Source organism: Pseudarthrobacter sp. R1 (genome assembly GCF_024494415.1).
GTDB lineage: Bacteria > Actinomycetota > Actinomycetes > Actinomycetales > Micrococcaceae > Arthrobacter.
Genome location: NZ_JAMKFI010000008.1, coordinates 691,563 through 706,068 on the forward strand (window position 1 = coordinate 691,563; position 14,506 = coordinate 706,068).

Sequence of the window (14,506 nt, forward strand, 5' to 3'; positions counted from 1 at the left end):
CCTGCCCGCTAGTCAGAGCTTGTCGTAGTCGATTTCGGTCGCGGTGGACTCGTCGGAGCTGGCAGAGCCGGCGGCGCCGATGGCAGGCTTTGAGGTGCCACCCGACTTCAGGGCAGCCAGGCGTGCCTCGATCTCCACCTGCTCACCGAGGTCTTCAAGCTGGTTGAACTGCGCGTCCAGGCTCGACGAGGCGAGTTCCTGCTGCCCGCGGACCTTGGCTTCTTCGCGGCGGATCTTCTCTTCAAAGCGGCCCACTTCACTGGTGGGGTCCATGATGTCGATGCTCTTGATGGCGTCGTGGACCTGTGCCTGGGCAGCTGCGGTCTTGGAACGGGCAACCAGTTCGTTGCGCTTGCTGGTCAGCTGGTTGAGCTTGCCCTTCATCTGGTCCAGGCCGGTCTTCAGCTTGTCCACCACTTCGCGCTGCGACATGATGCTCGGTTCCGCACCCTTGGCCTCGTTCTCAGCGGCCATTTGGCGCTGCAGGGCCACCTTGGCGAGGTTGTCGAACTTTTCGGCGTCAGACACGTTGCCGCTGGCGCGGTATTCATCAGCCTTGCGGGACGCGGCGAGGGCCTTGTTTCCCCAGTCGCGAGAGTTCTTGACGTCCTCGTTGTAATCGTCCTCGAGCATCCGGAGGTTGCCGATGGTCTGCGCGACGGCTGACTCCGCCTCGGCGATGTTGTTGGTGTAGTCCCGGACCATCTGGTCCAGCATCTTCTGCGGATCCTCAGCGTTATCCAGCAAGGAGTTGATGTTCGCCTTTGCCAGCTGCGCGACTCGACCGAAAATGGACTGTTTAACCATGGTGTTACCTTTCGTCCTGCTCTGTGTTGACCACTGAAATCAGTGAACGTTTTTGTACTGCGCCTGGGCGCCAGGCCAATGGGCTCAAGTGCCGTTCCGGCCAGGGATGATGCCGGGCGGGTTAGAAGTCTCCACCGCCGCCGGAGTCTCCGCCCCAGCCGCCCGTGTCTCCTCCGCCGCCGAAATCGCCGCCGCCCCATCCACCACCGTCGCTGTGGCCGCCGCCCCAGCCGCCGCCACCGCCTCCGTTGAGGATGGAGTTGATCAGGATGCCGCCGAGGATGGCGCCTCCCAGCCCGCCTCCGCCGCCTCCGCCGAACATGCCGCCGCGGCCGTAGCCCTGGTTGGCGTAGCCGTCGAAGTGGTCAACATCGGCCTGTGCCAGCTGGGCTGCCTGCGCCGCCAGTGCGTGCGCCTGCTGGGCGTAAGTAAGGGCTGTCACCGGATCAGTGCGTGCGATGGACAGGGCGTAATCCAGGTTGCGCTGCGACTCTGCCAGCCGGGTGCGTGCTTCCGTTCCCACGCCGCCGCGGCGGGCAGTGATGTAGTCGGAGGTAGCACTGATCTGGGCCTGGGCGGACATGATGGTCTGCTGAAGTGATGCCTGGGCCCGGCGCGCCTGTTCCTGCTGGTCCCTGATGCCGCTGAGTGACTGGTCGAGCGACTGGTGTGCCGTTTCGACGCGCTGCAGGGTGGCGATGGGATCGATCTTCCCGCCCTGGATCTCTGACTTGACCTGTGCCAGTGCAGCTTCAACGGCCGCCACCGGTCCGGCGAGCTCGGGATTCGCGCCGGACTGGATCATGGCCCGTGCCTGGGCAAGGTCCTGGGACGTGTCAACTACTGCCGCATCAAGGCCGCTTCGGGCCTCATCCAGGCTGGACGAAACTTTGGCGATTGCATCGATGAGGACGTTTGTCTGGTGCAGGCTCTCTTCTGCGGCCCGGACAGCAACGGCGGCTAGGCTTCCTTCGCCTTGAGCCAGCTTCTGCTCCGCAGTGGCGGAGGCGTTCTGGACGAAGGCGAGCCGTTCCTTGGCCTGCAGGATATTGTCCGAAACCTGTGCCAGTGCGCTCTCCGCGTACTTGGCCCGCAGCGCGGTGAGGGACTGCTCAGCGCTGGCGATCTTCGAATCCGCTTCACGGGCCCCGGCGTTGACGGCTGCCAATGCCCGCGGGGCGTTCTTCTCAAGTTCGCGGAGGGAATCGAAGTCCGCCTTCTGCTCCTGGAGCGAGGCGAGTGCGGCTTCCGAACGGCGGATAATTTCGCCCAGCCACGTACGCTGCTGTTCTTCGGTGTCGGGGATGTGGTCGTCCAGCTGCTGCTGCAGCTTGAACGATTCCGTCATGTGGCCTTTGGCTTCCTCCAGCGCCTTGGTGAAGTTGCCGACGGCGGAATCACCGTACTGTGCCTGGGCGAACAGCAGTTCCTGCTCGCTGGACTTGATCGCGTCGTCGGCCTCGATAAGGAGGGATCCACTCTTGCGGCGAAGCTCCTCTACGCTCAGGGAAGCCAGTGGATCGACTTCGGCACCCTGCGGACCGTAACTCGCGCTGGATGCCTGGGCAGCAGCCTTCTTGCGCTTGTTCCGGAAGTACAGGTAGGCGCCCGCACCGCCTGCGGCAACCACGCCGGTTCCCACCAGTACGGCTGCCCCGGCACCGTCACCGGAAGGGACGTTGCCACTGCCGCCTCCGGCAGCATCGCCGATTGCCGCAGCAGCGTTAATTGCTGCCTGGGCGTAGTTGTCATTAGCCAGCTGCGGACCAATGGCCTTGCTCTTGATGTTCTCGAGTTGGGCCGCGGTGATCTTGCTGCCGCCCTTATTCAGGACGTACTGCCGGGTATCGGTGGCGACCGCGAAGATCAAGGCGTTAGGTCCGAGGCTCGCCTTTTCGGCTACGGCGTCCGTCCATGCTTCCCGATCAGCCGGGTTCTCGAACTTCTTGACCGTAACGACGTGGAGCACGGTCGCGTGGTCAGTGCCGAGCTTCTTGATGGCTTCCTGTACTTCGCCCTTTTGGGAACCCAGGACACCGGCGGAATCGACTATCTTTGATGCCGGATCCAATGTCACCGGATCCTCTGCCCACGCGGCCGCGGCGGGAACCGCCAGCAGGCCGGTAAGGCCGATCACGGCGAGAATACGTATGAACTTTGACCGCATGTGCAACCCTTCAGCACGCCTGACACCGATTCGGGACGAACCGGTCGTCTCAGAATGCAGCAGCGCCCCCACGCATGTGTGTAGCCGCAGGTCGCTGTGGCAATCATCTTGATTCTATGGTGCACCCCACAGGCCGTCCATCGAGTCGAATATGCCACCAGCGAAACGTCGCGGGAAGCGCCAAAACAGTCCTCGGAGAAGTCCACAGCAAGCTCTCAGCAAACATCCGAGCTTGTTACAGGGAGGGAGTCCATAGTTAATTCAGACGAGGATGAAAGGAAGTCCCATGACTGAGAACCAAACCCCCGGTGCCGCTCCGGAGGGCCGCGGCCCGGGGCGGCAGGATTCCTGGCAGCAGCACCCAACGCAGCCGGGGAACGATCCTGGCGAGGTTCAGGATGCGGATAGCACGGCCGCCCCGCGTTCCACGGAGCATGCACCTAATGGGGCTCCCGGTCCGCGCCAGTATCCGACTGAACAGCTGGACCAGACGAACCCGGGGGATAACCCCACCCAAGAGCTTCCGGGAGCGCGGCCGGCGTACCCGCAGCGCCAGCCCTATCCCCAGCGCCAGCCCTATCCGCAGCGCCAGCCGTTCTATGGGCAGGCTGCTTATGGCCAGCCTTCTGGCCAGCCCGCACACAATGAACCCCACGAATCCCAGCCCCACGACGGCTACTACGGCCAGAGCCAGCACCACGCCCCCGGCGGTCATCCGGGACTGGCTCCGAATCCGAAGGATGCCCCCCGCAAGAAGGCGTCATTTGGCGTCGGGACCCTGGTGGCCAGCATCCTCGCGGCCGGCCTGGTGGGCGGCGGCGTAGCGACCGTTGCGGGCGGCGAGGCCTTTGACAGCCCGGGCTCCGCTGCCATTACCAGCAGCAACGGCCAGCCCGGAACGGTCATCGTCAACAACCAGGACGATGTAAATGCCATAACGGCTGCCGCCCTGAAGGCATCACCGAGCGTGGTGACCATCAGCGCTTCAAGCAACGGCGCCGGCGGTACAGGTTCAGGCATCGTCCTGGACGACCAGGGCAATATCCTCACCAACACGCACGTGGTCACGCTGGACGGACAGACGGCCAACGCCGCCCTTGAAGTCCGCACCAGCGATGGCAGGGTGGTCACCGCCAAGCTGGTTGGTACCGACCCGCTGTCAGACCTTGCCGTCATCAAGGTGGACAACGCTTCAGGCCTCACCCCTGCCACCCTGGGCGACTCCGGCAGGCTCAACGTCGGGGACACCGCCATTGCCATCGGCTCGCCGCTGGGCCTGACCGGAACGGTGACGGATGGCATCGTCTCCACGCTCAACAGGACCATCAGCGTCGCCTCAGCCGCAGCCCCTGAAGAGGGCGACAACGCCGAGGGCAACGACGAAGGCGGGTTCCAGTTTGCGCCTCCGGACGGCGGCCAGAGCCAGCAATCGGCGGCACAGGGCCAGATCTCCATCAACGTGATCCAGACGGACGCCGCCATCAACCCCGGCAATTCAGGTGGCGCCCTGGTGAACAGCAGCGGCGAGATCATTGGCGTCAACGTGGCCATCGCATCGGCCGGATCCGGCTCGCTGTCCTCCTCGAGCGGCAACATCGGAGTGGGCTTCAGCATCCCCATCAACCACGCCAAGCGGGTGGCCAACGAGATCATCGAGACGGGCAAGGCCTCGCACGGACAGTTGGGTGTCAGCGTCAAGCCGAAGGGCACAAGCGCGTCCTCAGAGTTCTCGGTGGGCGCGGACGTCGCCACCGTGGAACCGGACTCGGCAGCCTCTAAGGCAGGAATCAGGGTGGGTGACGTGATCACAAGGTTTAACGACCTTGCAGTCGGTGAACCCGAGCAACTGACCGCGGCTGTCCGTGAGCAGCCCGGCGGTTCCAAAGTGAAGATCACCGTACTGCGCAACGGCCAGGAACAGACGTTCGACGTCACGCTGGGCACCGCAGCGAGCTAGGTGCCGTACGCGGCGCCAACCGCGCAGCAGCAGTACGACGGCGGCGTCCCCACCTTCGGGAGGGGGCGTCGCCGTCGTTGTTTCCACCCCGTGGGGGAAGGCCGGCACCGGCGTCAAGGGAGTGCTGACACAGGCGTTAACGCAAGACGGCGCACGGGTGCGCCTATATGGTTAGCTAGGAGCTACCCGTACGCCGGGCATTCCGCGGCCATGACCCTACCCGGCTGGCTGTCCACAAGCATGGAAGGCTGCTGTCGATACAGTGGAAAAGACATTGAAGATCATCGTCCTGGTCAAGCATGTACCGGACGCCCAGTTCGACCGTCACCTCAACGGGGAGGGCTACACGACGGACCGTGATGAAAGCATCCTGTCCGAGCTGGACGAATATGCCCTCGAGGCGGCACTGCAGCTCGCCGAGGCTCGCGGCGGCAGCAAGGCGGGCAACCAGGTCATCGCACTGAGCATGGGCCCCGCCGGTGCGGTCAACTCGGTCAAGAAGTCCCTTCAGATGGGCGCCACCGAGGGCGTGCACCTGACCGACGATGCCCTGGCGGGCTCCGACGCGGCCGCCACGTCACTGGCACTTTCGGCAGCTGTCCGCTACCTGGGCCAGGATGCGCCCGTGGACCTGATCATCACCGGTATGGCCTCCACCGACGGCGAGACCTCCCTGGTCCCCGCGCAGCTGGCCGAACGCCTTGGCCTTCCCCAGGTCACGTTCGCTTCGTCCCTGGAGGTGGACGGCGGCCGCCTCGTGGCACGCCGCGACGCGGACACGAGCTCGGAAACCGTCGAGGCAGCCCTCCCGGCGCTGGTGTCAGTGACGGATCAGATCAACGAGCCGCGGTACCCCAACTTCAAGGGCATCATCGCCGCCAAGCGCAAGTCCATCACCACCCTGTCCCTCGCCGACATTGGAGTGGAACCCGCCCAGGTGGGGCACGCCGGTTCGTGGACCACAGTTACCAATGCCGAGGAACGGCCGCCGCGCACCGCCGGCACCATCATCACCGACGAAGGCGACGCCGGCATCAAGCTGGTTGACTTCCTGGCCGCCCAGAAGCTGCTCTAAGAGGGAACATCGACATGGCAAAAGTACTTGTTTTCATTGACAACCCCGGCAACTCGCTCAAGAAGAGCAGCCTTGAGCTGCTGACGCTGGCACGTTCCCTTGGGGAAAGCGTTGTTGCCCTGAACGGGGAACTGCACAACGACGTAGCAGCTGCTTTCGGCGAGTACGGGGTCAGCGCTGTCCTTCGCCCCTCCGCGCAGGACCTGGACGACTACCTCGTGGCACCCAAGGCCGCTTACCTTGCTGCCGCAGCGCAGAGCACCGGGGCCACCACCGTGCTGCTCGACAACTCTCCGGAGGGCAAGGAAATTGCCGCCCGCCTGGGAATCCGCCTCAACGCCGGTGTTATCACCGACGTTGTCGCCGTGGATCCTGACGGAACAGCCCACAAGTCGGTCCTCGCCGGTTCCTATAACACCGCGTGCAAAACCACCACACCCGTGTCCGTGCTGACCCTCAAAGCCAACAACGTGGTCCCGGAGCCGGCTGCCGCACCGAGCACGCCGGAAACCGGCACGGTTGACGTTCCGGTGGGCAGCACTGAAGCCGCGGCCCGGATCACGGCCCGCGAGCAGAAGGTTGCCAGCGGCCGCCCGGACCTTACCGACGCCCGGATCGTAGTGGCAGGCGGACGCGGCCTCGACGGCGACTTCGGGCCCGTGGAGGAACTCGCAGACGCACTGGGAGCGGCCGTGGGAGCCTCACGCGCAGCCACCGACGCCGGCTGGATCAGCCACGACGCCCAGGTGGGACAGACCGGCAAGACCGTTTCCCCGCAGCTGTACATCTCGGCAGGTATCTCCGGTGCCATCCAGCAGAAGGCCGGCATGCAGACCGCAAAGGTCATTGTCGCGGTGAACAAGGACGCCGAATCCCCAGTGTTCGAGATCGCGGACTTCGGCGTTGTCGGAGACCTCTTCGATGTCCTCCCGCAAGCCACTGCAGAGATCAAGAAGCGCAAAGGCTGATTATTGACTGCCTACACTTTGCAGGCGGAGAGCCCGTTCAATCCGGCCACGGACCGGATTGGACGGGTGCTCTGTTTTGCGGCCCACCCGGACGACATTGATTTCGGTGCTGCCGGCACCATCGCGGCCTGGACGGCGGCAGGGGTGCAGGTCAGCTACTGCATCATGACCGACGGCGACGCGGGCGGCTTCGACCCGGCACACCGTGCGGACATCATTGCCATGCGCGACGCCGAACAGCGCCGCGCTGCCGAACTGGTGGGGGTGACCGACATCCACTACCTCCATCAGCGTGACGGCTACCTCGAACCCTCGCACGAGGTGATGCGTGGAGTGGTGAAGCTCATCCGCGAAATTCGTCCCGACGTCGTACTTGCCATGCATCCGGAACGGAACTGGCGGCGGATCCAGAAAAGCCATCCGGACCACCTCGCCGTGGGGGAGGCCGTGACACGCGCGGTTTATCCGGCCCTGGAGAATCCGTTTGCCTACCCTGAACTCGCCGAGGCAGGGCTGGAGGCGTACAAGCTTCCGTGGCTGTGGCTGTACGCGGGGCCGGACGAACGGGAAAACCACTTCGTTGATGTCACCGCGCACGTGGGCGCCAAACTCGAGGCCATCCATGTACACGTCAGCCAGCACCCGGACGTCGAAGCCATGGAATCAGCCGTACGCCAGGGCATGCACGCGAATGCTGCCCGTGCCGGACTTCCCGCCGGGCACAGCGCTGAAGCGTTCCACGTAGTAGCGGTCAACGGACCCGGAACCATAGCCGGTTTCTAGGGAACCGGCGTTCCCGAACACAAAAAGGCGCCCCACGGCTTTCCTTCCGGATGCCGCTGGGCGCCTTTGTGATGCTTCGCCGGGCCGGTGCTAGGCGTCCAAGGCGGCTGCGGCGACGGTGGGCAGGGTGGGGGACTCGGAGCCGCCGACGGGCTCGACAGTGATCCCGAGCGCTGCCGCAGAGGAGATGCCCTCCACTACTGCGGGTTTGGAGAGCGCTTCCGCGTCCATCAGCCCCTGCGAGACAGGTGCTGACCCGTCCTTGGGAATCAGCCACATCTGGTAAACCTTGCCCTCGGGCGGGGCAGGAACGTCCTTCATCCTGACAACGGCTGCATCCTCGGACGAGGAAATCTGGACGGTGGCAGTACCGCCGCCGGCAACGTCCACTGAGGCCTCCCGCAGGTCCCCTGCCCGGACCACCTGGTTCAGGGGGTCGTTCTGGTCCGCAATGTAGGAGCCCACGCCAACTCCGCCCAGGGCTATCGCTGCTGCCGCTGCGATTCCGGCGAGCCAGCGGCGGGCTCCGGCCGGCTGGCGTCGTTCCTCACTGCGCCGTTCCTCCCGGCGCTGCCGTGCCCGGGCCAGTTCGTCATTGGAATCCTCCCCGGCACCCGCGAAGGAGGCGGAGCCGGCGGAAGGAGCGACGCCCGAATCCCGGCGCGCGTCCTGGACAGGCAATTGGGCGGGCAACTGGGCGGCGATCCGGTCGAAAAGGTCAGCCGGCGGTTCTTCCTCCGCCTTGAACGTGCGCGTGAGGGTTTCCCTGGATTGGCGGACGCGTTCGTCGAAGGAGTCCCGTTCCGCCGCCGGAGCCGTTGAAATGTACTGCTCGATGGTACGGCGTTCCTCATCCGTCACTGCATCCAGGGCGTACAGTTCGGCCAGGTCAACGGCGCGGCCGGAGGCGAGGTCAGCAGAGACGGTATCGCCGAAGGCGCCAGAGCGGCCGCCGCGTCCGTTATTCATTTCGGTCATTTCAACTCACCCCCAGGCAGGTCTTTAAGCGGATTAGTCCGTCGCGGATGCGGGACTTGATGGTGGGAACCGCGGCGTTCAGGCGTTCTGCGACTTCGCGGTAGGTGAGCCCGCCGTAGTAGGCGAGGCGAACCGATTCCTGCTGTGTCTCCGTCAGCGTGCCAAGACACCGCACCACAGCCTCTGCTTCGAGCCTGCTTCCCACTTCGTCGGAGACACTGTCGTGGTCGATGTCCTGGGTGCTGGCACCGTAGCGGGCTTCACGGTCGGTGGCCGACTGGGCCGACCGGACCTTGTCCACAGCACGCCGGTGCGAAATGGTCATGAGCCACGCCAGCGGGCTGCCGGCGGCCGGATCGAACTTGGCCGCGCTTTGCCAGACCTGCAGGAATACCTCCTGCGTGGTGTCCTCGCTGAGTTCAGCATCCACGAGAACCCTGCGCGCCATACCGTAGACGCGCCGGGACGTGAGTCGGTAAAACTCCGCGAATGCCGTGCGGTCGCCGTCGGCTGTCTGCTGCAGCAGGGCAACAAGTCGCTGGTTGACGTCGGCCGGCGTTTCCGCCACCGTGGCCGGAGCCTCGGAATGAGGCGCGTTGGGAGTTTCCATCACTACCAAGCATAAGTCTCCAGGAGATGAATCCTTAGCAGTGCCGCCGGGGATGCGGTGAGCTGACCTGGAACCTTCCCGGAGAAGTGTCACCTGCCGCTCCTTAATCGCTGTGGAATGTTCTCAGGAGTTATTCGGCGCAGCTGCGGAGGTGGATGGGCCGGGGCCGATATTGTTTAGCCGCGCATTCCGGCAGCATCCTTCCGGCCGGGTGAAGCAGACCAAAGCAGACCCGCGGCCTTAGATCCGCGCGCCGGCAAATCCCTGCTGGCGCCAGGCTTCGTAGACGGCGATGGAAGCGGCGTTGGCGAGGTTGAGCGAGCGCAGGGCGGGCAGCATGGGCAGCCGAACGGTGGCAGTGACGTGGGAATCCGTTTTCAGTTCCGGTGGCAGGCCAACGGATTCCCGGCCAAACATCAGGACATCGCCCGGCTGGTAAGCGATGTCCGCGTAGCTGGCGGTTCCGTCCGACGTAAAGGCATAAACGCGTTCCGGTTGGAGGTGCTGCCAGGCGTCGTCAATGCTCCGGTGAACGGTGACGACGGCGAGGTCATGGTAATCCAGGCCGGCCCGGCGGAGTTTCGCGTCCGAAAAGTCGAATCCCAAGGGCTCCACCAGATGAAGTTCAGCGCCGGTGATGGCGGCCAGGCGGATGGCGTTGCCGGTATTGCCGGGGATTTCGGGGGCGTGGAAGAGGATGCGGAACACCATCCCATCCTAGTCAACGCCGTCAGTGCATGCCGCCCAGCAACCTGGCCAGTACAGGAACGTTGACAGTGTTGGGAGCCGGACCGGACGCGAGGAACTCCTTCAGGCCCCGGACCATGCCCGCGGCATTCACAATCCGGACGGTCTCCAGTGCGCCGGCCGAACGGCGATGCTGGTCGATCACCGGCTCGTGAAGATTCCCGCCCGGGCTGTGCACCACCGTCCAGCCGGTGACGTTCAACTCCGGAAAGATGTCCTGCATGGCACGGACTATGTGCGCCAGCTGCGGCGGGGCAACCGAGCGTCCGCCGTGGTTCAGGGTCCTGCCGTCCCAGGCATAGGCGCCCTTGGGCAAAAGCATGGAGCCGATCAGCGCCAGCCGGTAGCCGGACAGCACGGCGTGGTCGATGTGGCTGTTGTCCGCCGGAGACTGGAGCCCGTTGATGAGCCGCGCCGCCGGGATGACGGGGAGTACCTGGCGGGTCAGGAGCTGGACGGTGCGCATCTCGCGCTGGATCCGCGCTTCGGCCCCGAAGATCCCGCGCTTCCGCGGCATGCCGTGAATCTGCTGACGTGCCTCAGCCAGCGGGATCAGGGGAACTACGTCACCGTCCGCTGGACCGTAGGGCGGAACGTAGACCGGAGGGTCTCCGGCAGTGTTGCGGCTGCCGCCGGTCCTGTGCACGGTGGCCGAAGCCCGGCTGCCCGCCGGCGGTGCATCAAAGTGCGGCTCCGAATCCTGGTTTTCCCCGGCGGTGCCGGCTGCGTAGGAGCGGTCGTAGGCTTTCCGGCGTTGTGGATCAATCAGGGTTTCGTAGGCGCTGGTTACCCGGCGGAAAGCGGCAGCGTCCCCGCCGTGGTCGGGGTGGGCAACCCGGGCGGCGCGCCGATAGGCCACCTTAATTTCCTTCTCGGTGGCGGTGACTGCCACACGAAGCACCTGATAATGCGAGCTGCTCTCGGTCAAGCACTCATCCTTCTGTCGGTATGGCCAGTCCGCGGGGGCAGCCCTGTCGGCCCAGCATATCGGCCCTTGCCCTGACAACGATCGTGCCGGCGTTCAGGTTTCCCCGGTCGCCCTCCTGTTGCCCATTCGGACAGTCGGGGACGCGTTTAGACTCTTGGGGATGGCGGCCGCGGGGGCCGGGCAGGGAATGTAGTGGGGTGCGCATGCAAAAGCCGACGACGGCGGGCCGGGCCCATAGGGTTCGTGCGGGAAGAGTGCCGCTGGCCGCTGCCGTGCTCGGCGCAGTGTTGACCGGGGGCTGCAGTGTTGGCGTTCCTGACCCTGCGGCGCCGGAACCCGTGGAAAGCGTCCCGGTAGTTGCCACGCCCACCATCACTCCGGGCCATGACGCCGAGGCAGTGGCGGCGCAGGACCTGCCCTTCTCCGCCGGCGGCATCCTGGCCCCTGGAGTACCGGTGGGGATCTCGGACGGACTGAAGGACGCGCCCGGCTGGAAAATGGTGAAGGACGCTGTTGCCGGCGAAAGCCAATATCTGAAGGCGGATGGCTGCCTGGTGGCCGCAAAGGTCCGGACAAACCAATCCGTGCTGGCCAGGGGCGGGGACCACGAGTCCACTGTGGCTCTGTTCCAGTACCTGGATCCCACGATCCTGCCGGACTACCTCAAAGCCGGGACGCTGCGGTGGGGAGGGGATGACTCCTCCCCGGGCCGCGCGGTTGACGTGCTGGTCCTGGAACAGGCTGCGGCGGCCGGAGGCAGGGCGACAGCGGTGCTGGCCAGGCTTTTTGGAACTGCGGAATCATCGGTCTACGTTTCCGTGTCATGCCCGGACCCCGCATCCCTGGCCGCGGCACGCGGTGACGTGGCCAGGTTCCTGCCGGTGCTGCCGCCTTCGGCCTAGCTGCCGGAGGGCTTGTCGGTCCACCGGGACAGCCGGTTGAGGGCCAGGGCTCCGACGAGCAGCCCAAAATCACGAAGTGCCACGTCGAAGAAGGCTCCGAGCAGCAGCAGGTTGAGGATGATTCCGCCCAGCCAGGCGGCCACGAGGAGCGACCCGAACTGCGGACGGACCGCTACGGCGATGCCGGCAATAATTTCCACCACTCCGACGACGTACATCAGGGTTTGGGCGGGCAATGGCACCAGGGCCGTGGCTTGCGGCGCGAGGTACATGGTCCAGTCCGCGAGGATATTCGTGAACTTATCCAGTCCGAAGACGATGGGTGCGACGGTAAAAACGGTCCGCAGCAACAGGAAGGCCTGCCGCGCCGGGGCCTTGGTCGTGGTGGCGTTGGCGCGCAGTGCTGATGTGGTTTTCACAGCTGACTCCTTCTAAAAGTAGGTTCTGCTATTTTAGAGTTTAGGAGGATCTATAATCAAGACATCTTGACTTTGGATTGGTGGGCAATGAGCAGACTTTCCTGGGCGGGCCGGATGGCGGCCCTCGCCTCCCTTGGTGATGAAAAGCGCCGCCAGCTTTTTGAGCTCGTGGCGGCTTCCCCGGGGGCCGTAGGCCGGGACGAGGTGGCCGGTGCCACCGGAATTCCCCGCAGCACGGTCTCCTTTCACCTGGACCGGCTGGTTCAGGACGGCCTGCTGGCGGTTGAGTTCCACAAGCCGCCGGGGAAGTCGGGACCGGGCTCGGGCCGCCCGGCCAAAATGTACCGGCCGGTGGCAGGTGAAATCGGGGCGTCAGTGCCGGACCGGAACTACGACCTCGCCGGCGAACTAATGGCAGCAGCGATCGAGCGGTCCACCGCCGGAGGTGAGCCAGTCGCCGATTCCCTGCCCGCCGAGTCATTCCGGAAGGGCTGCTCCCTCGCTGAAACGGCGGAGACCCTGGAGGACTTCCTCGTGCAGTCCGGCTACCGCCCCGAGCCGGATGGCGACGGCGGTTTCCTCCTGCCAAACTGCCCTTTCCACCGCCTTTCCGACGGGCATCCGGGGGTGGTGTGCACCATGAACGGTGCGTTCCTGAGGGGCGCCGCAAGCCGCTTCGACACCTCCCCGGACCGCGTCGCACCTGCCGACCTGCCCGGCCACTGCTGTGCCAGGATCACGCCGCCAGCCTAAATTCGCCACATGCTGGGGCCGGACCTGTGGGGGCAGGACGGCTAGAATTACAGGGTGCCCGTTTACCTCGACCATGCAGCCACCACCCCTCTTTCTCCCGAGGCGTTGGCTGCCCTGACGCGTGAACTTGCCCGCACCGGAAATCCGTCCTCTCTTCACGGCTCCGGCCGCAGGGCACGCCGCACCGTGGAAGATGCACGGGAAGCCCTCGCCGCAGCGGCAGGCGCCCATCCCTCCGAGGTGATCTTTACGTCCGGCGGCACCGAATCGGACAACCTTGCCGTCAAGGGCCTCTACTGGTCCCGGCTCGGCGAAAACCCCGCAAGACGGCGCGTCCTGTGCTCCGCCGTCGAGCACCATGCAGTGATGGACACGGTGGAGTGGCTGGAGCGGCACGAGGACGCCGAGGTCACCTGGCTTCCGGTGGACGGCGACGGGTTGGTGGACCTGGCGTTCCTGGAGGCTGAGCTTTCCCGTGACCCGGACACCATCGCCCTGGTGACCGTGATGTGGGCGAACAATGAGGTGGGTACCATCCAGCCCGTCGAGCGCGTGGTGGAACTGGCGCATGCGGTGGGTGTTCCCGTCCACTCCGATGCGGTCCAGGCGTTCGGATCGCTGCCGGTTAATTTCAAGGCATCAGGCCTGGATGCCATGTCCGTCTCCGGGCACAAGATTGGCGGACCTGTAGGGGTGGGCGCCCTGCTGCTGGGAAGGTCAGTGAAACTCACGCCGGTCCAGCACGGCGGAGGCCAGGAGCGGGACGTCCGCTCAGGCACACTGGACACCGCCTCGATCGCAGCCTTCGCCGCGGCGGCCCAAACCGCCGTCGCGAACCTCGGCACTGAATCGGAGCGTATCGCCACACTCCGCGACCGCCTGATCGACGGCGTCCGCGGGCAGGTGCCGGAAGCAGTCCTGCGCGGTGCACCCGCCGCCGGCAGGCTCCCCGGCAACGCCCACTTCACCTTCCCCGGCTGCGAAGGGGACTCCCTGCTGTTCCTCCTGGACCTGGCCGGAGTGGAATCATCCACCGGGTCGGCCTGCACCGCGGGCGTGCCGCGGCCCTCGCACGTGCTGCTCGCGATGGGACTGGACGAGGAAACAGCGCGCGGCGCCCAGCGCTTCACCTTGGGACACTCCTCGAAGGCAGAGGACGTCGATGCGCTGCTGGCCGCCCTTCCCAATGCCTACGCGCGGGCGCGGCAGGCCGGAATGGCCGGCCACGAGTCCTCCATCCAGACGGCCGGTACCGTTGCCCGGCAAGGTTCGGGCGCTCGCTGACCGTGCATTTGCCAGAGGCCGTAGAATAGATAGGCCAAGTTCGTTTCCCGGGACCCTGCCTGCGTTTTCGGCAGCACGTCCAGCCAGCACCGTCCGGCACCACACGGCCAAGAACCGCCAAACACCCC

14 protein-coding genes are annotated in these 14,506 nt (G+C 65.4%); 7 read left to right on the forward strand and 7 right to left on the reverse strand.

The features are described 5' to 3' along the window. Positions 1 to 12: 12 nt before the first annotated feature. Both M8J71_RS14055 and M8J71_RS14060 read right to left on the reverse strand, forming a co-directional pair. The gene (locus M8J71_RS14055; protein ID WP_256248469.1) at positions 13 to 807 is read right to left on the reverse strand and encodes a PspA/IM30 family protein; all 795 of its coding nucleotides are present in this window, start codon (positions 805 to 807) and stop codon (positions 13 to 15) included. 121 nt (positions 808 to 928) lie between these two features. Beyond that, the gene (locus tag M8J71_RS14060) at positions 929 to 2,974 is read right to left on the reverse strand and encodes a TPM domain-containing protein (protein WP_256248470.1); all 2,046 of its coding nucleotides are present in this window, start codon (positions 2,972 to 2,974) and stop codon (positions 929 to 931) included. A gap of 286 nt (positions 2,975 to 3,260) precedes the next feature. On the opposite strand from M8J71_RS14060, the gene M8J71_RS14065 reads away from it, so the two are divergent. The 4 genes from M8J71_RS14065 to M8J71_RS14080 all read left to right on the forward strand — a co-directional run bounded on the left by M8J71_RS14065 (position 3,261) and on the right by M8J71_RS14080 (position 7,757). Then, the gene (locus tag M8J71_RS14065; protein WP_256248471.1) at positions 3,261 to 4,931 is read left to right on the forward strand and encodes a trypsin-like peptidase domain-containing protein; all 1,671 of its coding nucleotides are present in this window, start codon (positions 3,261 to 3,263) and stop codon (positions 4,929 to 4,931) included. A gap of 274 nt (positions 4,932 to 5,205) precedes the next feature. Beyond that, a complete protein-coding gene (locus M8J71_RS14070; RefSeq protein WP_256248996.1) occupies positions 5,206 to 6,006 on the forward strand; it encodes an electron transfer flavoprotein subunit beta/FixA family protein in 801 nt (266 codons plus the stop codon). A 14-nt stretch (positions 6,007 to 6,020) separates the two neighbouring features. Beyond that, the gene (locus M8J71_RS14075; RefSeq protein ID WP_256248472.1) at positions 6,021 to 6,974 is read left to right on the forward strand and encodes an electron transfer flavoprotein subunit alpha/FixB family protein; all 954 of its coding nucleotides are present in this window, start codon (positions 6,021 to 6,023) and stop codon (positions 6,972 to 6,974) included. Between the two features lie 3 nt (positions 6,975 to 6,977). Continuing rightward, the gene (locus M8J71_RS14080; protein ID WP_256248473.1) at positions 6,978 to 7,757 is read left to right on the forward strand and encodes a PIG-L deacetylase family protein; all 780 of its coding nucleotides are present in this window, start codon (positions 6,978 to 6,980) and stop codon (positions 7,755 to 7,757) included. 90 nt (positions 7,758 to 7,847) lie between these two features. Here the strand turns inward: M8J71_RS14080 and M8J71_RS14085 are convergent, their stop codons facing one another. The 4 genes from M8J71_RS14085 to M8J71_RS14100 all read right to left on the reverse strand — a co-directional run bounded on the left by M8J71_RS14085 (position 7,848) and on the right by M8J71_RS14100 (position 11,020). Then, positions 7,848 to 8,726 carry an anti-sigma factor gene (locus M8J71_RS14085; RefSeq protein WP_374114846.1) on the reverse strand — a complete coding sequence of 293 codons (879 nt, stop codon included), beginning with the start codon at positions 8,724 to 8,726 and terminating at the stop codon, positions 7,848 to 7,850. 10 nt (positions 8,727 to 8,736) lie between these two features. Further along, the gene (sigK, locus tag M8J71_RS14090) at positions 8,737 to 9,345 is read right to left on the reverse strand and encodes an ECF RNA polymerase sigma factor SigK (protein WP_256248475.1); all 609 of its coding nucleotides are present in this window, start codon (positions 9,343 to 9,345) and stop codon (positions 8,737 to 8,739) included. A 240-nt stretch (positions 9,346 to 9,585) separates the two neighbouring features. After that, complete coding sequence (locus M8J71_RS14095) at positions 9,586 to 10,053, reverse strand: tRNA (cytidine(34)-2'-O)-methyltransferase (RefSeq protein ID WP_163162896.1); 468 nt, start codon at positions 10,051 to 10,053, stop codon at positions 9,586 to 9,588. A 22-nt stretch (positions 10,054 to 10,075) separates the two neighbouring features. Then, positions 10,076 to 11,020 carry a J domain-containing protein gene (locus tag M8J71_RS14100; protein WP_256248476.1) on the reverse strand — a complete coding sequence of 315 codons (945 nt, stop codon included), beginning with the start codon at positions 11,018 to 11,020 and terminating at the stop codon, positions 10,076 to 10,078. A 254-nt stretch (positions 11,021 to 11,274) separates the two neighbouring features. Here M8J71_RS14100 and M8J71_RS14105 point away from each other — a divergent pair, with 254 nt between their 5' ends. Then, on the forward strand, positions 11,275 to 11,922 hold the full coding sequence (locus M8J71_RS14105; RefSeq protein ID WP_256248477.1) for a hypothetical protein: 648 nt from the start codon (positions 11,275 to 11,277) through the stop codon (positions 11,920 to 11,922). Here the strand turns inward: M8J71_RS14105 and M8J71_RS14110 are convergent. Continuing rightward, positions 11,919 to 12,341, reverse strand: a complete 423-nt coding sequence (locus M8J71_RS14110) for a hypothetical protein (protein ID WP_256248478.1) — start codon at positions 12,339 to 12,341, stop codon at positions 11,919 to 11,921. The two genes, M8J71_RS14105 and M8J71_RS14110, sit on opposite strands and share 4 nt — an antisense overlap. Before the next feature lie 87 nt (positions 12,342 to 12,428). On the opposite strand from M8J71_RS14110, the gene M8J71_RS14115 reads away from it, so the two are divergent. Further along, positions 12,429 to 13,094, forward strand: coding sequence for a helix-turn-helix transcriptional regulator (locus tag M8J71_RS14115; RefSeq protein ID WP_256248479.1), 666 nt, complete (start codon positions 12,429 to 12,431; stop codon positions 13,092 to 13,094). A 54-nt stretch (positions 13,095 to 13,148) separates the two neighbouring features. Further along, the gene (locus M8J71_RS14120; protein ID WP_256248480.1) at positions 13,149 to 14,378 is read left to right on the forward strand and encodes a cysteine desulfurase family protein; all 1,230 of its coding nucleotides are present in this window, start codon (positions 13,149 to 13,151) and stop codon (positions 14,376 to 14,378) included. Positions 14,379 to 14,506 lie beyond the last annotated feature (128 nt).